At 61.5% G+C, this 20,652-nt stretch carries 17 protein-coding genes; 14 read left to right on the top strand and 3 right to left on the bottom strand.

The genetic code is table 11. The annotated features are described in order from the left end of the window. The first annotated feature begins 246 nt into the window (after positions 1–246). The 7 genes from B2G71_RS11405 (at position 247) to B2G71_RS11435 (ending at position 8,652) form a co-directional block, all read left to right on the top strand. The gene (locus B2G71_RS11405) at positions 247–1,629 is read left to right on the top strand and encodes an MBL fold metallo-hydrolase (RefSeq protein WP_098105899.1); all 1,383 of its coding nucleotides are present in this window, start codon (positions 247–249) and stop codon (positions 1,627–1,629) included. After that, a complete protein-coding gene (locus B2G71_RS11410; protein WP_098105900.1) occupies positions 1,626–3,137 on the top strand; it encodes a thymidine phosphorylase family protein in 1,512 nt (503 codons plus the stop codon). The genes B2G71_RS11405 and B2G71_RS11410 overlap by 4 nt, the downstream gene beginning before the upstream one ends. Continuing rightward, the gene (locus tag B2G71_RS11415; protein WP_098105901.1) at positions 3,134–4,069 is read left to right on the top strand and encodes a ribose-phosphate diphosphokinase; all 936 of its coding nucleotides are present in this window, start codon (positions 3,134–3,136) and stop codon (positions 4,067–4,069) included. The genes B2G71_RS11410 and B2G71_RS11415 overlap by 4 nt, the downstream gene beginning before the upstream one ends. After that, the gene (locus B2G71_RS11420) at positions 4,066–6,435 is read left to right on the top strand and encodes a copper-translocating P-type ATPase (protein ID WP_206049377.1); all 2,370 of its coding nucleotides are present in this window, start codon (positions 4,066–4,068) and stop codon (positions 6,433–6,435) included. The genes B2G71_RS11415 and B2G71_RS11420 overlap by 4 nt, the downstream gene beginning before the upstream one ends. A 641-nt stretch (positions 6,436–7,076) precedes the next feature. After that, positions 7,077–7,427, top strand: a complete 351-nt coding sequence (locus B2G71_RS11425; protein WP_098105903.1) for a response regulator — start codon at positions 7,077–7,079, stop codon at positions 7,425–7,427. Between the two features lie 148 nt (positions 7,428–7,575). Beyond that, positions 7,576–7,827 carry a sigma factor gene (locus B2G71_RS23755; protein ID WP_168176342.1) on the top strand — a complete coding sequence of 84 codons (252 nt, stop codon included), beginning with the start codon at positions 7,576–7,578 and terminating at the stop codon, positions 7,825–7,827. 129 nt (positions 7,828–7,956) lie between these two features. Continuing rightward, positions 7,957–8,652, top strand: coding sequence for a Bax inhibitor-1/YccA family protein (locus tag B2G71_RS11435; RefSeq protein ID WP_013833476.1), 696 nt, complete (start codon positions 7,957–7,959; stop codon positions 8,650–8,652). A 15-nt stretch (positions 8,653–8,667) separates the two neighbouring features. On the opposite strand, the gene B2G71_RS11440 is transcribed toward B2G71_RS11435, so the two are convergent. Both B2G71_RS11440 and B2G71_RS11445 read right to left on the bottom strand, forming a co-directional pair. After that, complete coding sequence (locus B2G71_RS11440; protein ID WP_098105905.1) at positions 8,668–10,317, bottom strand: acyl-CoA dehydrogenase family protein; 1,650 nt, start codon at positions 10,315–10,317, stop codon at positions 8,668–8,670. Between the two features lie 229 nt (positions 10,318–10,546). Next, positions 10,547–11,344: a cyclic nucleotide-binding domain-containing protein gene (locus B2G71_RS11445; RefSeq protein ID WP_098105906.1), complete on the bottom strand. Its 798-nt coding sequence runs from the start codon at positions 11,342–11,344 to the stop codon at positions 10,547–10,549. 263 nt (positions 11,345–11,607) lie between these two features. Between B2G71_RS11445 and B2G71_RS11450 the strand changes: the two genes are divergently transcribed. The 6 genes from B2G71_RS11450 (at position 11,608) to B2G71_RS11475 (ending at position 16,748) form a co-directional block, all read left to right on the top strand. Beyond that, positions 11,608–12,825, top strand: coding sequence for a methionine adenosyltransferase (locus B2G71_RS11450; RefSeq protein WP_098105907.1), 1,218 nt, complete (start codon positions 11,608–11,610; stop codon positions 12,823–12,825). A 106-nt stretch (positions 12,826–12,931) separates the two neighbouring features. Next, on the top strand, positions 12,932–13,585 hold the full coding sequence (locus tag B2G71_RS11455) for a Spy/CpxP family protein refolding chaperone (RefSeq protein WP_098105908.1): 654 nt from the start codon (positions 12,932–12,934) through the stop codon (positions 13,583–13,585). 2 nt (positions 13,586–13,587) lie between these two features. Next, the gene (locus B2G71_RS11460) at positions 13,588–13,920 is read left to right on the top strand and encodes a YHS domain-containing protein (protein ID WP_098105909.1); all 333 of its coding nucleotides are present in this window, start codon (positions 13,588–13,590) and stop codon (positions 13,918–13,920) included. Next, positions 13,910–14,197 carry a hypothetical protein gene (locus B2G71_RS11465; RefSeq protein WP_098105910.1) on the top strand — a complete coding sequence of 96 codons (288 nt, stop codon included), beginning with the start codon at positions 13,910–13,912 and terminating at the stop codon, positions 14,195–14,197. The genes B2G71_RS11460 and B2G71_RS11465 overlap by 11 nt, the downstream gene beginning before the upstream one ends. A gap of 24 nt (positions 14,198–14,221) precedes the next feature. Then, entirely contained in the window at positions 14,222–16,135 is a 1,914-nt protein-coding gene (ftsH, locus tag B2G71_RS11470) for an ATP-dependent zinc metalloprotease FtsH (RefSeq protein ID WP_098106002.1), read from the top strand. A 160-nt stretch (positions 16,136–16,295) separates the two neighbouring features. Beyond that, complete coding sequence (locus B2G71_RS11475) at positions 16,296–16,748, top strand: DUF2267 domain-containing protein (RefSeq protein WP_098105911.1); 453 nt, start codon at positions 16,296–16,298, stop codon at positions 16,746–16,748. A gap of 168 nt (positions 16,749–16,916) precedes the next feature. On the opposite strand, the gene ftsH (B2G71_RS11480) is transcribed toward B2G71_RS11475, so the two are convergent. Continuing rightward, positions 16,917–18,755 (bottom strand): ATP-dependent zinc metalloprotease FtsH, encoded by a 1,839-nt coding sequence (gene ftsH / locus B2G71_RS11480; protein ID WP_240530121.1) that lies wholly within the window; start codon positions 18,753–18,755, stop codon positions 16,917–16,919. 629 nt (positions 18,756–19,384) lie between these two features. On the opposite strand from ftsH (B2G71_RS11480), the gene B2G71_RS11485 reads away from it, so the two are divergent. Next, complete coding sequence (locus tag B2G71_RS11485) at positions 19,385–20,647, top strand: MgtC/SapB family protein (protein ID WP_098105912.1); 1,263 nt, start codon at positions 19,385–19,387, stop codon at positions 20,645–20,647. The last annotated feature ends 5 nt before the right edge of the window (positions 20,648–20,652 follow it).

Genomic DNA, 20,652 nt, shown 5'->3' on the forward strand with positions numbered 1-20,652 from the left:
TGCGATTTATCGCCTCATTGATCTTTACGGGGATCTGCTCGTTTTGCGCGGGTGAGATTTCGCGTGCGGGCTGCCAAGAGCCTCTGACAGACAAGCTTGGGCCGGATGACCTTGCCAGGCTTCGCTACTGGATCCGTCGACAGCGGCTCACTGGACTGCTGTCGGCTTCCTTGGTCTAACCTGGTTTTGCCCCGGAGTTCAGACCAGGCCGAGCGCACTGAACGATTATTGACCTAGAGGATTGATATGAATACCGCTCAAGAACCCTCGCTCAGTTTCCTTGGCGCGACAGGCACGGTCACCGGCTCACGCTATCTGATCGAGGCCAACGGTCGGCGCGTTCTTGTAGATTGCGGGCTCTTCCAAGGATACAAGCAATTAAGGCTGCGCAACTGGAATCCGTTCCCCGTTCCGCCAAAGTCAATAGACAGTGTCCTTCTCACACACGCCCATCTCGACCATTCCGGCTATCTGCCCGCGCTGGTCCGAAACGGCTTCCAGGGCCATATCCATTGCACGCCGGCCACCGCCGAACTCTGCGGCCTCCTGCTTCCCGACAGCGGGCACCTACAGGAGGAAGAGGCCCGCTATGCAAAGCGCAAGGGCTATTCCAGGCACGCGAACCCGAAGCCACTCTATACACTCGAGGATGCCCGCGCGGCGCTGGACCATTTCCGGGAAACCGCGTTCGACAAGGTTCTTGACCTCGGAGACGGCATCTCGGCCCGCTTCATCCCCGCCGGGCACCTGCTCGGCGCGGCGCAGATCCAGGTGACCGTCGACGGGCGCACGGTGCACTTCAGCGGCGATGTCGGACGCGAAACCGACCCGTTGATGCACGGGCCGCGGCCATATCCAGGCGCCGACATTCTCGTGACCGAATCCACATACGGCAACCGCGTTCACCCGCAGAATGATCCCGAAGCCGAACTGGCGGAGGTTATCAATCGGGTCGCACGGCGCGGCGGGGCGATCGTGATCCCCGCTTTCGCCGTGGGCCGTATCCAGGGCGTAATGCTGCAGATCGCGCAACTGCGGGAGCGGGGCGCCATTCCCTACGTGCCGGTCTATCTCAACAGCCCGATGGGCGTGGACGCGACCGCAATCTACCACAACCACCACGATGAGCATCACGTCAGCTGGGACGACTGCAAGGCCATGTTCGATCTCGCCGAACGCGTGCGCACGGTCGAGGAATCGAAGGAACTCAACCGCCGCAACGGGCCGATGATCATCATTTCCGCAAGCGGCATGCTCGCGGGCGGCCGGGTCCTCCACCATCTGGTCAGTTTCGGGTCCGATCCGAAGAACGCGATCGTACTGAGCGGGTTCCAGGCTGGTGGTACGAGGGGCGCTGTGCTCGCCAGAGGCGAGCGGCATTTGCGGCTCTTCGGGCGCGAGATCGAAATCCGCGCCGAAGTGATTCAACTTGAAGGCATCTCGGGTCATGCCGACGCCAACGAGTTGCTGGGCTGGATGGGACAGGCCAAGCCGCCGGAAATGACCTATGTCACCCATGGCGAACCCGACAGCGCCGATGCCCTACGCTTCCGCATTGACCACGAGCTCGGATGGAATGTGCGTGTACCTGAACATCTCGAGCGGGTCAGCATCCGGAAGCCGAGATGACCCTGGATGTGCACACGATTCCCCTGATCCGGGCCGGTATCGACACCTATCGTCAGCCGGTCGTCTACATGCGCGAGGATTGCCACCTGTGCCGGGCGGAGGGCTTCTCGGTTCTGACGCAGGTCGAGATAACGCTCGATCAGCGGTCAATCGTTGCCGCGCTCAATGTGGTTACTGATGCTGACTGGCTGCCGCCCGATACAGCTGCCCTCAGTGAAGCCGCCTGGACCGCGCTCAAGGCCGACGACGGCGAGTTCGTCACCTTCTCGCATCCGGAGCCGCCGGCCTCGGCTTCCGCGATCCGTTCCAAGGTCTACGGCCAGCGCCTCGATGCGGCTGGTTGTCAGGCCATCATCAACGATACGGTGGCGCACCGCCTGTCCGATCTCGATCTTGCCGCCTTCATCACGGCATGCGCCGGTGATCGGCTCGATATTGCCGAAACGATCGCCCTTACGCGGGCGATGCACGGCGCGGGCAAGACGCTTGACTGGGGTGCGGGGCTGGTCCTCGACAAGCATTGCGTAGGCGGACTGCCGGGCAACCGGACCACTCCCATTGTCGTGGCCATCCTTGCTGCCGCGGGATTTCGCATACCCAAAACCTCGAGCCGCGCGATTACCTCGCCAGCGGGCACCGCCGACACGATGGAAGTTCTGGCGCCGGTCGCGCTCGACATCGCCGCCATGCGCCGCGTGGTCGAAAGTGAGGGTGGTTGCGTCGTCTGGGGCGGTGGCCTCGATCTCAGCCCCGCCGACGATTTGCTGATCCGGATCGAGCGGCCGCTCGATTTCGACAGCGACGGCCAGCTCGTCGCCAGCGTGCTCTCCAAGAAAGCGGCAGCGGGTTCAACCCATGTGCTTATCGACATGCCGGTCGGACCCACGGCCAAGGTCCGAACGGAGGCGGCTGCGCGAACCCTGTCCGAGCGTCTGCATACCGTTGGCCAGGCGATCGGCCTAACGCTGCGGATCCATGTCAGTGACGGATCGGCCCCGGTGGGACGCGGTATCGGCCCGGCGCTCGAGGCACACGACCTGCTTGCGGTTCTGAGGCGTGCCCCCAATGCCCCGATGGACCTTCGCGAAAGAGCGCTGGACCTGGCGGGCGCCCTGCTTGACCTGGCGGAAGCGAACGGCGGACAGGGCCGCGAGACGGCGAGGAACTTGCTCGACAGCGGCGCTGCCGAAGCAAAATTCCTGTCCATCTGCGAAGCGCAGGGCGGGTTTCGCCAACCGGGCAGCGCGCCTTACCACTCCATCGAAACAGCTGATGTTGGCGGCGCGGTCCGGGAGATCGACAACCGCCGCATCGCCAAGATCGCGAAACTGGCCGGGGCTCCGGGCCGCAAGCACGCCGGTGTACGTTTACTCGCAAGGCCGGGCGATGTGATCGATGCAGGCCAGCCGCTCTACGAGATTCACGCGGAAACGCCGGGTGAGCTTGGCTGGGCGCATGACTTTGCCCGGTCGGGGGCCTCTCCCTTCCGGATCGGAGAGGCGCCATGACCCATATCCTGGCCTTCCCCGGCATGATGCCCCTCGGCGAAGCCATCGCCAAACAATCCGGGGCACAGACGAGCGAGGTCGATGTCCACCGCTTCCCGGATGGCGAGAGCCTCGTGACCTTGCCTGCCGACCTTGCAGGTAAGGATGTCGCCGTTCTCGCTACACTGCGGGAGCCCGATCCGCTTGCGTTGTCCCTGCGCTTTGCAGCAGAGACAGCCAGAGAAATGGGTGCTCGCCGCGTCGGACTGATCGCGCCCTATCTCGCCTACATGCGGCAGGACAGGCGATTTGCCGAAGGCCAGGCGGTCAGCGCTCCCTTGTTTGCCCGCTTCCTGGAGGAGAGCTTCGACTGGTTGGTGACCGCAGATCCGCATCTGCACCGGATCCATGCACTCGAAGACCTGTTCGACATTCCGGTCCGCCGGATCGAAACCGCACCCCTGCTGGGCGAATGGATCGCCGCAAACGCACCCGATGCGGTGCTACTCGGTCCCGACAGCGAGAGCCGGCAATGGGTCGCTGAAGTCGCCCGACTGGCGGACCGGCCCTATGAAGTGCTCGAAAAGCACCGTAGCGGCGATCGCAGTGTCGAAGTCAGCGTGCCGCATAGCGAAGCGCTTCTCGACGGAACGCCCGTGATCGTCGATGACATTGCCTCATCGGGACGGACGCTGATCCAGGCAATCGAGCGACTGCTCGTAGCAGGAACTAGGCCACCGATCTGCGTCGTGATCCATGCGGTGTTTGCCGGCGATGCCCATGACGATATTCTTGCGGCGGGCGCATCACGGGTCGTGACGACGGACTCCATACCGCATGTCAGCAATGCAATCTCGCTCGCGCAGGCGCTGGCCGACGCATGCCGCGACCTGCAAGCCCAGGAATCAATCGATCAGTCGAGCCACAGCAAGAACGACACGGTGACGCCATGAACGACCACACCCATCACGAGCACCACGAGGCAAGCGATCACACGATCTACACTTGCCCAATGCACCCCGAAGTGCGGCAGGAGGGGCCGGGAGATTGCCCAAAGTGCGGGATGCATCTCGTGCCTGAAGGCAGCGAGCAGGCGAAGGACGGCCACGCATGCTGTCATGGCCACCATGCCCATTCCGCAGATGCCGGGGATGGAGCCGACGACAAGCGGTACGACAAGGTGCCGGCCGGATATTCCGGAACGGTCTACACCTGCCCGATGCATCCGCAGGTTCGGCAAACGAAGCCCGGTTCCTGCCCGATCTGCGGCATGGGGCTGGAGCTCCAATCTGCTACGATGGCCGAAGAGGGACCCAATCCCGAACTGGTCGACTTCACGCGCCGATTCTGGATCGGCACGGCGCTGACGCTTCCGCTGCTGGTCTTCACCATGGGGCCGTACCTCGGCCTTGGCGGCGTCAGGGATATCTTCGGGGAACGCAACACACTCTGGATCGAACTGGTGCTCGGCACACCCGTCGTCCTGTGGTGCGGCTGGCCATTCCTCGTGCGCGGCTGGAATTCCTTCCGCACGATGAACCTCAACATGTTCTCGCTGATCGGCATGGGCGTCTTCGCCGCCTGGGCCTTCAGCGTCGTCGCGGTCCTGGCGCCGGGCATATTCCCCGACGGCTTCCGCGATGCCGAAGGCCATGTCGGGGTCTATTTCGAGGCGGCGGCGGTCATCGTCACGCTGGTGCTGCTGGGCCAGGTTATGGAGCTTCGCGCACGCGAGGGAACCGGCAAGGCGATCCGTGCCCTGCTCGATCTTGCGGCCAAGACCGCCCGAGTGATCCGCGAGGATGGCAGCGAAGAGGAAATCCCGCTTGAAGACGTGTTGGTCGGGGACCGGGTGCGCGTGCGGCCGGGCGACAAGGTGCCAGTCGATGGCGTCGTGACGGACGGGCGCTCGTCGGTCGATGAGAGCATGATCACGGGCGAACCCGTTCCGGTGGAGAAGGTCGCGGGCGACCCTGTGACCGGCGCCACCATCAATGGCACCGGCAGTCTGGTCATCGAAGCAACCCGTGTGGGTGCCGATACGATGCTTTCCCAGATCGTCGAGATGGTCGCCAACGCGCAGCGCTCGCGTGCGCCGATCCAGAAATATGCCGACAAGGTTTCGGGATGGTTCGTGCCGGTGGTCATCGGCATCGCTATCCTCTCCTTCATCGGCTGGGCCTTTTGGGGTCCTGCTCCGGCGCTCTCCTACGCGCTAATCGCCGCCGTTGCCGTCCTCATCATCGCCTGCCCCTGTGCGCTCGGGCTTGCCACGCCGATGTCGATCATGACGGCGACGGGACGCGGCGCGCAGGCAGGCGTTCTGATCAAGAACGCCGAGGCACTCGAACGGTTCGAGAAGATCGATACGCTGATGGTCGACAAGACCGGAACCTTGACCTTGGGTAAGCCGAAGCTGGTTTCCGTCCTGCCCGAGCCGGGTCACGACGAAGCCGAAGTCCTGCGCCTGGCGGCAACGCTTGAAAGGGGCTCCGAACATCCTCTGGCCGAAGCGATCGTCGCGGGCGCGGAGGAGCGCGGAGTGGCACTGGGCGAAGCAAGCGACTTCGAGGCGGTCACAGGCAAGGGCGTGAAAGGCGTGGTCGACGGCAAGCATGTCGCGCTCGGCAACCTCAAGCTCGTCACCGATCTGGGTCTCGAAGCGGCTGAACTGACAGAGAAGGCCAATGCCCACCGCGACCAGGGCGAAACTGTGATGTTCGTGATGCTGGACGGCACCGTTGCCGGCCTCGTCAGCGTCGCCGACCCGGTAAAGGAAACCACGCCGGATGCCTTGAAGGCGCTCCATGAACTGGGCTTTCGCATCATCATGGCGACGGGCGACAACGAACGCACCGCCAGGGCGGTGGCCGCTCGGCTCGGCATCGACGAAATCCGCGCCGACGTGCTGCCCGAGGACAAGGCGCGCATCATCCAGGAGCTTCAAGCCGAAGGGCGCAAGGTCGCGATGGCCGGCGATGGCGTGAACGATGCACCAGCCCTTGCCCAGGCCGATGTCGGCATCGCCATGGGAACGGGAGCGGACGTCGCCATCGAAAGTGCAGGCATCACGCTGGTGAAGGGCAATCTCGACGGGATTGTCCGCGCGCGTAGGCTGGCCCGCGCCACCATGCGCAATATCCGCCAGAACCTGTTCTTCGCCCTGATCTACAACGCCGCCGGCGTGCCGGTGGCGGCGGGCTTGCTGTACCCCTTCTTCGGCATCCTGATCAGCCCGATATTCGCCGCCTTTGCCATGAGCGCTTCATCGATCTCGGTCGTCACGAACGCGCTGCGCCTGAGAAGCGCGAAAATCTGAGTGCGTAACATGCTCCCAAGTTGCAAGAGCGAGTATCGCGCATTCTGAAGAAGTTGAAGCACGCAGGCGCGTTCCATCGAAGTTCGAGCTTACCGTGCGGATGGTCCTGCGATGCTTTAATGAGTTTCATCCGTTGAGGCTTGAGTCTGGAGGAGAAGACAGTTGCGACACGGCTACTCTCAACGACCCCAGAAGTGATGAGGGCCATAGGAAGATGTCCAATGCGTGGCCGTCCTTGGGCTCCATCGCCCTGATCGTGCAGAAGATTTACGGACCTGGAGCCCACGAAGCAATTCTTGCTCTGAAAATATTCATGACAATAGGAAAGGGTAAAAATTATGAGTGGGAGATTCAAAGATAACATCAAGACTATACTGATAACGATATTATTTATAGCCGCTCTTGGCTATGCAATCCACATCGGGGTGAAGCTCTTTGGCTAAGTTTATTTGGCTCGCGACTTTGCGCATGGGCTGGGAGGTTGCGCCCGCCCAAGGTCTTCGAAGCGCCGGCACACTGCATGGGCAGCGAACCCGGGCATTGCCCACGGCTTGGTGAAGGACACAATTACGTAACCGCCCCTAATGCCCGCCGCTCCGGTCACAGCCAAAAGAACATTCTGGCAATCGAGAGAAAGACTCATGTCTCATGCGCTCATCATCGATGACAACATGATCGTCAGCCGCGCGATCCAGGATCGACTCTCGTCTCTCGGCTTCCATTCATTCGATCAGACATGGACCGAAGAGCTGGCAGTTGCGGCAGCGGCGCGACGCGAGCCCGACCTCGTGGTCGTCGGTGATTCGGTTGAGACGGGTTCAGCCTTGAGCGCTGCCCGGCACATTGCGAAGCAACGCAGCATACCCATCCTGATGATCACCGCGGATCCGGGCCGCTTGCTCCAGCGCATCCCCAAGGACACGCCGTTCGACGGACCATTCCTTCTCAACGAGATCGAAGCGGCCGTGGCCCTGAGCCACGCTACCGGTTGACCATTTCCCTTACTGGAGCGCGTCTCTTGTCCCAAAATGCGTGATGGAAGCGATAACCATGTCTGACACATGTTCTGATAGCGCAATTGACGCCGAGAATAGGCCCTCCTCCTGCGGGGACGATGCAGGTGAAACGAAGCGCCGCCTCGTGCGCACCGAACTGGCCTATTGCTACCAACGCTACCGGACAGTGGCGACGCAACGATTGCGCGACGAGATTGTGGCCGACGACGTAATGCAGGCATTCGCGCTCAAGGCCTTGGAGCACTTCGAGCAATTGCGCGATGCCAAGGCGGTCCAAGCCTGGCTTCGCCGCCTGTTCGAAGCCACGCTGATCGATTTGGGAACACGCTGTCAACGCGACGTCGCATCGGGCAGGCCAAACGCCGCCGAACTGTAATTTGGGGCATATCCGAACGTCTTTTCGGTTAGTTTCGCCAATGCCGGCGGCGGGTCCTCAAGGAATAAAGGAGATTGAGAAATGGCAGATCGGTTCAGACCAGCCCCACCTCCGACCGCTCGTGCTGGAATGGGAGCGCCAACAGCCGTCTTCGACGCCGGCCTGCGGTCTTATATGCTGGCGATCTACAATTACATGACCAGTGGCGTGCTGCTCTCCGGCGTGGTTGCGCTGCTGGTCGCGAGCAACGTCGCCGTGAGGTCGGTGTTCTTCGCCGCCAGCGGAGCACCCACATTGCTTGGTTGGATCGCGGTTTTCGCTCCGTTGATTCTCGTCTTCGTGCTCGGATTTGGCATCAACCGGCTTTCGGAGTCGACCGCAAAGTCGCTGTTCTGGGTCTACGCCGCCCTTATGGGTGTATCTCTGTCGACGGTGCTTTTCGCTTATACGGGCGTAAGTGTCGCGCGCACGTTCTTTGTGTCCGCGGCAGCTTTCGCTGGTCTCAGCCTATGGGGCTATACCACGAAGAAGGATTTGTCGGGCTTCGGCACTTTCCTGATCATGGGGTTGGTAGGCCTGTTGATAGCCATGCTCGTCAACATGTTCCTGCGTTCATCCATGATGGACCTGATCGTGAGCGCCATCGGCGTCCTGCTGTTCGCGGGTCTCACGGCTTACGACACCCAGAAGCTCAAGAGCCTCTATTTCGAAGTGGGTGGCAGCGAATTTCGCGGCAAGGCTGTCGTCATGGGCGCGCTGACGCTCTATCTCGATTTCATCAACCTGTTCCTGTTCCTGCTTCGCTTCATGGGGGACCGGCGCTGATGTGGAGAGCGGCGTTCATGCATCTCCCTGCCCCGGTGCGGAGCCCTTGGGCATCGCACGCTCTATGACAGCCCGCGCGTCGGTCAAACCAGGGGCAGCACCGTAGGTGAATCCCATGGCACCAAGCCTCGACCTGCAGAAGACCGGTGCCAGGGGGCTTTGCGCCAGGAGAAGGATCGCCGCCTGCGCGGCGAGCGCAAGCCGTTCCACAAGTTCTCTCGCGCGGGCTTCCTCGCAACAGTCGAGATCGATGTAGCTCAGCCATTGGTCATAATTCGCCTCTTGCCCGATGGGCTCTGCAAGAAAGGCTCGAAGCGCTTCTACCGCCTCGGGTTCACGCTGCAGAACTCGGAGCACATCGAGCGCGACAATGTTGCCCGAGCCTTCCCAGATCGCATTGACGGGGGATTGGCGAAAATGGCGAGGCATGGGGCTGGATTCGACATAGCCATTGCCCCCCAGGCACTCCATCGCCTCCGCGGCAAAGCCTGGCAGACGCTTGCAGATCCAGTATTTGGCGACGGGCGTGAGCAGCCGTGTCAGCGGATCACCGGCGTCGAGCGCCGCGGCGATCCGAACGGCGAGCGCGGTCGCGGCCTCGCTTTCTACCGCGAGATCAGCGAGCACCGCCGCCATGGCCGGATGATCGGCAAGACGGCGCCCAAAACATTGGCGATGCTGCGTGTGCCAGAGTGCCTGCACAAGCGCACCTCGCATGCCAGAGGCCGATCCGACGACACAGTCGAGGCGCGTGTGCTGCACCGCCTCGAGTATCGTGGGAATGCCGCGACCTTCCTCTCCGATGCGCCAGGAGAAAGCCCTATCATATTCGATCTCCGCTGTCGCATTGGACCTGTCGCCCAGCTTGTCCTTCAGCCGCACGATCCGGAAACCTGCGTTGCGCCGGCCATCGGGTAGCCACTGCGGGACGAGGAAACAGCTCAATCCCCGTTCTGTCTGGGCAAGGGTCAGGAAGGCATCGCTCATCGGTGCCGAGCAGAACCATTTGTGTCCCGTAAGCGAGAACGTCCGGCGTGCGCGATCAACCGGCTCGGCGCGAGTGGTATTGGCGCGCAGGTCGGAACCGCCCTGTTTTTCGGTCATCGTCATGCCGATCGTCACGCTCGCCTTGTCGGAGGCGGGCCGTGAAGCCGGATCGTAACGGGCGGCGAAGATACGCGGCAACCATTCCTCGGAGACTGCAGATTCCCTCCTCAGAACCGGCACTGCGGCGTAGGTCATCGTCATCGGGCAGATCGTGCCGGCATCCACCTGACCAAGAAGATAGCTCATGGCGGCGTGAAGCACATGGCCGTGCGGCGTGCCATCCCAAGCTGCCGCGGCGATGCCATTGCCAAGTCCCAAGCCCATGAGCTGGTGATAGGCCGGATGGAATGCGACTTCGTCGATGCGGCGGCCCTGGGAATCGTAATTTTCGAGGGTCGGGACATGGCGATTGGCTAATATGCCCCACTCAACCACCTCGGCCGAAGCCGCCCGGCGGCCCAGGCGCGACAGCCGCCTTTCGTGCTGTGCTCCGCCCGCCCTTCTCACCGCTTCAGTCAAAGCCCGATCACTGGTAAACCAGTTGCCGACATCCAGAGCAGGTGTCTGATTGAACACCTCATGCACATCAGGCGTGGCGAGCGGCCTTGATACAGGCATGGTCGTCTACTCCGTTCCTTCGGCGTCATGTCCAGCGGTGCAAAACTCCAGAGCCGCTGAACGCCGGGCCTTCGTTCCCGCGAATGCGGTGGCGTCTCCGCAGTACTTGAGCGGCGTCTGCCTGATCGCAGGAGGCCATTTCAATATTTGGTTCCTATATCTGGCGATCCCCGGTTCGAAGTCCAAACCACTTTCTAATTCTTCAAAAGCGGTCGGCGGACGCTGATCTTTATCGGCGCGCGTTTCCCTCATCGACAATGGTGATGAAAAACACAAAGGGCGAACCCTTTCCGCCCGCGACCACCTCATTTTCGCCTGCGACGAGCGGCGCCAAATCCGAGCCGAAATGCTCGCCGATAGGCCGGCCATTGACCAGCGTTCCCAACGTGCTGCGAAGGTCGCGGACGTGGTAGCGCCCGTCATGGTGGATGATCGCGAAATGGTTGCGAGACAATCTCAACGGAACCTCGTCCTCAAGCTCGAGGTTCAATGCCCGTGGCGGCGCCTGTTCTCCCGGCAAAGCCGCCCTCCCGACCAGGAAAGGAACCGCGTCAACACGCAGCGGATCGGGCAACTGCCGGCGTAAACCCCGGGAGTCGGCCGCCAGCATGACGTTCTGCACCACAAGGGATTCGCCAAGCCTATTCCTGCCTGCTGGCAGCTGCAGCCTCTGCTCATCTTCGACGAAGCAATCTTCCAGATCGTGAAGTCGATGGCAAAGTCGTTCAATCAAGGTTCGCGCGTTTTCGGGGGAGCGGCTGATACGATCGAGGAATTCGACCGAGCCGATGAACTCGACTTCGCCGTCCGTGACGGCACGCGCTGTCGCGCTGCGCCGAGCTCGTTTTTCAACAACGCTCATCTCGCCGAGGACCTGGCCGCTATGGATAGTTCCAAGAACGATTTCCACACCGTCCCGCCGACGCAGAATTTCGACGCTTCCGCTGCGGACGTGCAGAACGCCTTCAACGGCGTCACCTTCACTGAAAAGAATGTCGCCTCGTCCGAAACATCCGGTGCGCGTCATTGTGTCCCCCAATCGTGATCGCCATTGCTGGAAGGAGGCGACCCAGTCGCGGCATTCGCTGTTGAGATGGACGCATGGGGCGTCGAACGATTACAGGTCGCTGGTACACGATCCCGCTGGCGCGGTACGCAATTGGGCATGGACATGCACAGGACATGTTGCGCCAGGCTCGCTCAAGCCCGTAAGGATCTGTGGCTGGGGCAGATCAACCAGGATCCGGAGCGCGTTTTTCGAGGCCACAAAGCTCGCATCGAGGTGACATCATGCGGATCGATCTCACGCCATTGACCGAACCCAGCGGTGACTTGCTCCCCGTCGAGATCGTCGAACGCAAAGGCGCCGGTCATCCCGATTCGATCTGCGACCATCTGACCGAAGCGCTGAGCCGGGAGCTCACGCACCGCTACCTCGACACATTCGGTCGCATTCTGCACTACAACGTCGACAAGGCACTGCTCTGGGGCGGCTGCTCCGAACCCGCATTCGGCGGCGGGCGGATCACGCAGCCGATGGAAATATTTCTGGCGGGACGTGCGATCAGCCAGTGCGGTGAGAAAGGTCTCCCGCTTGAGGATATCGTTCGTGAGGTCGCGGAGGCATGGTTTAGTGACCATATTCCACTGTTTGAACCGGCTTCGCACTTGCGGACGCACTGCCTCGTCCGTCTGGGTTCGAGCGATTTGAGCGCGCTCTTCGACCGCAGTGCAACCAATGCCTCGCCTCTTGCCAACGACACATCGATCGGCGTCGGCTATGCGCCACTCAGCAGGCTCGAGAAGGTCGTGCTCGCCGCCGAGCATGAACTCGGGCGTATGGCCACACAAGGCCATCTGGAAATCGGCCGGGACATCAAGATTATGGCATTGCGGCACGGGGAACAGGTCCGCCTCACCGTCGCCTGCGCCTTCGTCGATCGCTACATTGACGGCCTGCCCACCTATTTGCGCGCAAAGAAGTTGGTCGCCGCCACCGTCGGCCAGATCGCCGAAGATCATCAGCTGCCCGCCGTTGTCGCGGTCAACACCGCCGACGACCCGGACGCCATGAGCCTTTACCTCACGGTTCTCGGCACATCGGCGGAAAGCGGTGACGACGGACAGGCCGGGCGCGGCAATCGCGTGAATGGACTGATCACGCCCTTCCGGCCGATGACAATGGAATCGGTTCCCGGCAAGAACGCCATCTCGCATGTCGGCAAGCTGTACAATATCGCCGCCGGCATCATTGCCGAGCGGGTCGCGAGACTGGACGGAGTTGGCGAAGCGCATTGCCTGCTTGTCAGCAGCATTGGAGGGGCCCTGAGCGACCCTCAAATGGCAACCGTACGCCTCCGACCGACGCATGGCGCCAACTGCGAGGACTATCGGGACGCTATCGCGGCGATCGTCGAGAATGAACTGTTCGGTCTCTCGACGGCAAGTGCCGATCTTGTCTCAGGAAGGCTGCGCATAGGCGACTGGCCCCTGCGCCGGGACAACTGATTCAGGGACGCGCCCTGATTTTGCGTTCGATCGAAAGTTCGACTGTAATCTCCGACCCCATGAAACGTCGGATGAATGACGCAAGTCGATTGCAAGGAGATCATCTATGAACGGATTCGGACGAGTGAGCATTGGTGCCATGGCGTTGGCTATGTTGGCCGCGTCGCCTGCCGTGGTGCAAGCGCAGGATACACATTCCGGGCACCATCCGACCGACGCGCCGGCGGCCACGCCACAGCCTTCCACTCAACCGCCCGCCCAGCCAGACACCATGAAGGGCATGGCTGGCATGGGCGGCAAGGAAATGCCGATGAAGGGCGAAATGATGGATGGCATGCCAATGTGCAGGATGATGGGTGAAGGCATGAACATGACTGCCCATTTCGAGCAGCGTCTGGGTGCGATCCGGAGCGAGCTCAACATCACGTCCGCCCAGTCGCAAGCGTGGGACGCCTATGCCAGCGCGCTGCGCGGTGTCGCCGCCAATATGGAGAATATGCGCGCCTCAATGATGGCGGGACATCAAGGGAACGCAACCATGTCGCCGATCGCGCGGCTAGACCGTCACGAGCATATGCTCGAAGCCATGCGCGACAACATTCGCACGCTGCGTCCCGCGCTCGAAAGACTCTATGCGGGGTTGTCCACTGAGCAGAAACAAAAGGCCGACACCCTGCTTAGCCCGCAAGGCATGATGCAGCAGATGCCCATGGGTGAGTCCATGCAGCAGATGCCAATGAGCGAAAAAATGCGGAGATAGCGATGACCACAACCCTCTATCTGCTCTTCTGGGCAGCCCTGTTCTTCGTGATGATGCGGTTCGGGTGTGGCGCCCATATCATGGGGCACGGAGGTCATGGCCATCATGGCTCTCATGAAGGATCGGGCGACAGACTGCAGGAGCCGGGAACGGCGATTGATCCGGTGTGCGGGATGACGGTCGCTACGCCTGGAGCAAAGAGCAGCATTTATCGGGGCAAGGCCTATTATTTCTGCTCGGCGGACTGCCGGGACAAGTTCGAAGCCGCACCGCAGGAATTTGCTGGCGAAGCGCCCGCAAGGACAGTTCAAGGAGCGCATCACCATGGCGCATGATGCTCGACGGCCCGGTCCGGCCTTGATCCCGGTTTTCGCCTTCGGCTTCGCCCTCAGCCTGTTCCTCGTCTTCTCCTACGTCCTGTGCGTAATCGGCCATCTGTTATTCCCCGGATGCTTGATCAATCATTCGGCGCTCGCGATCTTTTTGCCCGGATTCGAGCTCCTGAGCTGGCGCACCTTCTTCCTGGGTTTCGGCGAAAGCTTCGCCTGGGACTGGTATGTCGCTCTTGTTTTCGGACCACTGTACAACTTTCTGGCCTCCTGGCGCAGGTAACTTCTCTTGGAAAAGGACCGGAACATGGAACAGGGGGACAGAAAACGGAAAGGCTTGTCGCAGCTCGATATCGTGTACATCATCGTAGCATTTTTGCTGCTCGTGATCCTGCAGAATTACTGGACGAGTTCTGGCCACCTGAAGACAATCCCGTTCAGCGAATTCCAAGCGCTCGTCGAGAAAAACGCGATCACCGACGTCGTTGTGGGCCCGACGACGATAACCGGCGCGTACAAGGCCGCTGGTCAAGAGGCCAACGGCAAAGGCAAGGGCGCAGCCGAGACACAGCATTTCTCCACGATCCGAGTCGATCCTGCGATCGCCGACGAGCTCCAGAAGCGCGGTATCACCTATCGAGGCGAAGAGCCGCCTGGATTTCTGTCGAACCTGCTTTCGTGGATTCTGCCCACGGCGCTGTTGATCCTGGCGTGGATGTTCCTGCTGCGTCCAATGGCGTCGGGAGGCCATGGCGGCTTGATGGGAATTGGCCGCAGCCGTGCCAAGGTTTATTCGGAAGAGAATGTCAAAGCCACGTTCGCCGATGTGGCCGGCGTCGACGAAGCCAAGCAGGAGTTGTCCGAAATCATCGGATTCCTGCGCGATCCCGAGAAGTATGGCCGCCTCGGTGCCCGCATTCCCAAGGGCGTTCTGCTCGTCGGACCGCCGGGCACCGGCAAGACCCTGCTCGCGCGTGCCGTCGCCGGCGAAGCGCATGTCCCCTTCTTCTCGATCACAGGCTCGGAATTCGTTGAAATGTTCGTGGGCGTGGGCGCGGCGCGCGTGCGCGACCTTTTCGAGCAAGCACGCAAGCAGGCCCCGGCGATCCTGTTCATCGACGAGCTCGACGCGCTTGGCCGGGCACGGGGGATCGACCTGCCTGGTGGGGGGCATGAAGAGAAGGAACAGACACTCAATCAGCTTCTCGCCGAGATGGACGGCTTCGACCCGAGCGCCGGAATCATTGTTCTTGCGGCAACCAACCGCCCTGAAGTTCTCGATCCGGCACTGCTTCGTGCGGGCCGGTTCGACCGTCAGGTGCTGGTCGATCGTCCGGACCGCAAGGGACGCGTTGAAATTCTTCGCGTGCACATGATGCGGATTCGCGTTGAATCCGATCTCGACATCGACACCGTTGCGGGCCTCACACCGGGCTTTACTGGCGCCGATCTTGCCAATCTCGTCAACGAGGCGGCGGTCATCGCCACCAGACGCGGCGCGGAAGCGACGACCCTTGAGGATTTCACGCAAGCCTTTGAACGTTTGGTCGCCGGCATTGAAAAGAAGAGCCGGGTGCTCAGTCCACGCGAGCGTGAGACTGTCGCACATCATGAGATGGGGCACGCGCTTGTCGCAATGAGCCTGCCGGGCACCGACCCCGTCCAGAAGGTCTCGATCATTCCACGCGGTATCGCCGCGCTCGGCTATACGCTGCAGCGGCCCATGGAGGATCGGTTCCTCGCCAGCCGCAGTGAACTCATGAACCGCATGGCGGCTTTACTTGGCGGAAGAGCGGCAGAGGATCTCATCTATCAGGACGTGTCCACAGGGGCCGCCGATGACTTGCAACGTGCGACCGACATCGCCCGCAGCATGGTGGTGCGTTTCGGTATGACGCCTGAACTGGGCCAGGTCGCCTATGAGCCGGAGACCGGAAGCTTCCTTGTCGGCCAGACGCCGCTCTGGCGGCCGAAAACCTATGGCGACGGCACCGCGGAGGCCATCGACGAGGCCGTCAGAAAGCTGATCGACGATGCCTTCACAACCGCCCGCGGCGTCCTCGCGCACAACCAGGCCTTGCTGGAAAGGAGCGCGAAAGATCTGCTCGCCCATGAGACGCTCGGGTCCGCAGAACTCGAACATCTCAAGAAGGAGCTGATGGTGACCCCGATGGCAGGCCAGCAAACTGAGCCCGCGCTCAATGCCGTGTCGGCGAGTTGATCTGTGTCCGATGCTCAGGGCGAAGCGCTGGGTGGCGGCCTCCATCGAATAGAGCCACGTCGGCTGTACGGCATAAGGGTTGTCATGGATAAAATTGATCCGGCAATCACGCGAGTTTCCGCTCGATTGCCGCGAACTACTCATTTGAAGGATTTGAGGAATGACCACAGGATCACGGCATATTGATCATGCGGTTCACCAGGCTCGCCTCTGGCTAGGGGATCTGGACGCGGAGCTTGGCGACGTGGATCAGGCACATACTTATGCGTTGCTGCGCGCCGTCCTTCACGTCTTACGCGACCGCCTGCCTCCTGCCGAGGCCATCCAATTCGGCGGGCAGCTGCCAAACCTGATCCGCGGGATCTATTATGAAGGGTGGAGCTTTCAGTCTCATCCAACGCGTCTCCACTCGATGATCGAGTTTGTGGAGGCGGTAATGGCCGCCATCGCACCGACGAAGCTGCGTCATCCGAGACGTGCCGTCGAGGCTGCACTCGCAGTCGTCGGGCGCCATGTTTCAAGTGGCGAGATCGAGGACATACGAAGCTGCCTGCCCGAGGACATACGCGCGAGCTGGCCCCAGGCCACATCCTCCACCCGGACCTCGAGCTGAAATCAGCACACAATTTCACGCTCACGCGTGCAATATTCGACGCATTGGCCAGCGTGAACTCGAGCCAGTACCGAAGGATTTCGAAACGAGGACTGTGCGAGATCGAACGGCGGGTTGAAGCAATCCTGGGCGGGCCACTTGAGCGGTATCGAAATCGCAGACCTGACGCTAGTGCACCGATGACATCTCGGGAACGGCGCTTTCGCGCGCTTCAAGAATTCCGACGTTTTCGGATCTGCCGCCGGCTACCGGAATTGCCAGAAGCGCGCGGATTTCCTCGCCCGACAGAGTTTCATGCTCCATGAGAGCTTCTGCCAGGCATTGAAGCTCGTCCTGGCGTTCGGTGAGCAGTTTGCGCGCCCTCGATTCGCCCTCTTCGATGATGCGCCGAATTTCCTCATCGATGATATTGGCGGTGGTTTCCGAAACATTGAGCCGAGCACTGCCGCCGTGGCCGAGGAAGGTGTCCTGGTCGCCGTCGCCGTAGCGCAGCGGGCCGAGCCGGTCGCTGAAACCGAACTCGGTGACCATGCGCCGCGCAAGGACGGTGGCCTGGCGGATGTCGTCACTGGCGCCCGTGGTAATCCTGTCCTTCCCAAAGGTGAGTTCTTCCGCGACGCGCCCGCCGAACATCATGGCAATCTTCGCCTCCAGTTCCACGCGAGCAAGGCCGTAACGGTCGCGCTCCGGCAACGACATCGTGACGCCAAGGGCACGACCGCGCGGAATGATCGTCACCTTGTACAGCGGATCATGGCCGGGGACAAGCAGAGCGACCAAGGCGTGTCCTGCCTCGTGATAGGCTGTCGTGAGTATTTCATCGGCGGTCATCGCCAGGGAGCGTCGCTCGGCGCCAAGCAGGACCTTGTCCCGCGCCGCCTCCAGTTCGGCTGTAGAGACGCGTTCAGCGCCGGATCGGGCCGCGAGCAGCGCGGCTTCGTTGACCAGGTTTGCAAGGTCCGCTCCGGAAAAGCCCGGGGTCGCCCGCGCCATGACTCGCGCGTCCACATCCGGCGCCAGAGGAACGTGCCGCAAGTGCACACGCAGAATTTTTTCGCGGCCCCCAACGTCAGGAGCGGGCACCACCACCTGGCGATCGAAGCGCCCGGGCCGCAGCAATGCCGGATCCAGGACGTCCGGGCGGTTTGTGGCGGCGACGACAATGACGCCCTGGTCGCCGGCAAATCCGTCCATTTCGACAAGCAGCTGATTGAGCGTCTGATCGCGCTCGTCGTTACCGCCCCCCACGCCTGCGCTTCGGTGTCGTCCGACAGCATCGATCTCGTCGATAAAGACGACGCAAGGTGCGTTCTTTTTCGCCTGGGCGAACAAATCCCGCACGCGGCGCGCCCCAACGCCCACGAACATTTCAACGAACGCAGAGCCGGACATCGAGAAGAAGGGCACGCCCGCCTCTCCGGCCATAGCCCGTGCGAGCAGGGTCTTTCCAGTCCCAGGTGGCCCGCTAAGCAAGCAACCTTTGGGTATCTTTCCACCAAGCCGCTGGAATCTCTCCGGTCGCTTCAGAAACTCGACGACTTCGCTCAACTCGAACTCCGCCTCATCGATGCCGGCAACGTCCTTGAAAGTTACGGGCGGCGCATCGGTTTCGACCTGCTTCGCTTGGGATTGTCGGATGCCGAACGCCCCGCCTCCGCTCTTGGCCTGACGCTTCTGGGACCAGATCACGAAACCCGCAATCGCCACGAGCGGAAGAAGAAGCAGAATGAACAACCACAACCAGCCCGCTGAGGTCGGTCCGGTCTTGCTCTGCGCGGCAGTTATTCTTACGCGGTGATCGAGCAGCCGCGGTATGAGGCCGGCGTCCTGCGGGGCGGTCGTTTGGAAACGCTTTCCGTCAGCCAGCACACCCTTGACCATGCTGTCGGAGATCACGACCTCGCGAACATCGTTCCTGTCGATGCGATCGATGAAGTCCGAATAGGCGATCTCGAGATCGGGCTGGGCCTGTGCGGCGGAGCTATCAGCAAGATTACTACTTACCATGGCCGTGCTCCAACCGGCATCTGCGATGGCATGTGACCGCGCCTCGGGGACATGAGCAAGGCTTGCCATGAGCAGGGCAATCCCAACGCAAACTCCGGAATCAGTCAGTCTCGGCATAATGTCTGCTCCCATCCAGGCTGAGCGAGCACGCCTCGCGAACATAATCATGACGCGCGGGTCGCACGCGGCTTACAGTTCGCGAGGGGGCGTCAGATCACGTGGATCGATGAAATCGGCATGGGAGCCTTGCGATTCGACGCTGCAATGTTCGCTGCGGCATCTACCAGGCGGGAGCAGCTGAACAGTGCGGTGCCCAGTCCCCCAACGAATTAACCTCCAGCGAGTCGACAAAGTCACGAACGATCAAAAGCTCGTTCAACCGACTTCGTACATCGATTTGCCTGTTGGTGATCCGGAGCACAAACACGCCGACATTCCGAGAAACAAGTCTTCGCCCGCTGCGAGCCCTCGATCCCGCAGCTCCGCCGATACCGCTGATGTGCGGAACGTGGCCGAACCTTCTGTAAGGCCGCCGCTTCGCCTACGTCCTGCAACTTGAGATTGCTCTTTGTCTGACCAGCGGAGGCTGATCGGTTGACGGCAATGTTGTTGAGACAAGGGTTCGCGGTATGCCCATCGATAGCCAGTTTGAACGCCTTGCCATCGCGCTGGCAATCGGCCTGCTCTTTGGTCTCGAACGCGGCTGGAGCCTTCGCGAAGTACCTGAAGGAAAGCGCGCGGCCGGTCTCAGAACCTATGGTCTTTCCGGCTTGCTCGGAGGTATCAGTGCTCTTGTCGCGTCTACCGCAGGAGCGATTTTTCTCAGCTTTGCATTCCTGACGTTCGGACTGATCACGGCCGCTTTCCAATATCTAGAAGCGCGAACCGAACAAGGCTTCAGTGTTACCGGCACTGTTGCCGGACTCCTGGCGTTCCTGCTCGGAGCCTATGCAGTTCTGGGCGAGATGTCGGTGGCAATTGCATCGGCAGCGGCGGCGACGGCCATGCTCGCATTCAAGCAGCCCCTTCATGCGTGGCTGAAAATGCTCACCTGGCCGGAGATTCGTGCATTCGTCATTCTCGTCGTGATGACCGCTCTCATTGCGCCCATTTTGCCCGACAAGGCGATCGATCCATGGAACGCGATCAATCCGACCGAGATTTGGCGTTTCACGATCCTCCTCGCCGCCGTTTCCTTTCTTGGCTATTTCGCGATCCGCATCTTCGGCGAGCGAGCCGGCCTGATCGTATCCGCGCTCGCCGGCGGCCTGGCGTCATCGACCGCTGCCGCTTTGACTTTCGCGAAGATGGCAAGGGCCCATCCGGACGCCTGCTGGCTCCTTTCGGGCGCTACGCTGATGAGCTGTGCCGTCATGATGGCGCGTGTGATCGTCGTCGTCGGAATCGCCAATCCGTCGCTGCTCGGCCTCATCATGCTGCCGCTGGCGATTTCGGGCTCTGTCATCCTAATCATGGGCGCCATCTTTATTTTGCGCGCCGGCAAGCGCAACATGGAGCGACCGCAAATCGCCATGACCAGCCCGCTGGAACTGGGCACGGCCTTGAAGCTTGCCGGACTCATTGCCGGGGTCATGCTGGTCTCGAAACTTGCGGCGCAGTTCTCCGGTCCCGCCGGCGTATTCGGGCTGTCGGCGATTTCCGGATTGGCCGATGTCGATGCGATCAGTCTGTCCTTGTCCCAATTGTCCAAAGGAGCGCTCGATCCGCAGATTGCCGCGATCGGCATCGGCTTGGCGGTCACGGCGAATACATTGACCAAATCCCTATTGGGCGCACTGACGGGTTCGCCGAAGCATGGACTCATCGTGGGCGCAGGAAGCGCGGTGGCGCTCATCACAGCCGGGGGGGCCCTTTTTCTGACGATTGGCTGACGTCC

Source organism: Novosphingobium sp. PC22D (assembly GCF_002556635.1).
GTDB lineage: Bacteria > Pseudomonadota > Alphaproteobacteria > Sphingomonadales > Sphingomonadaceae > Novosphingobium.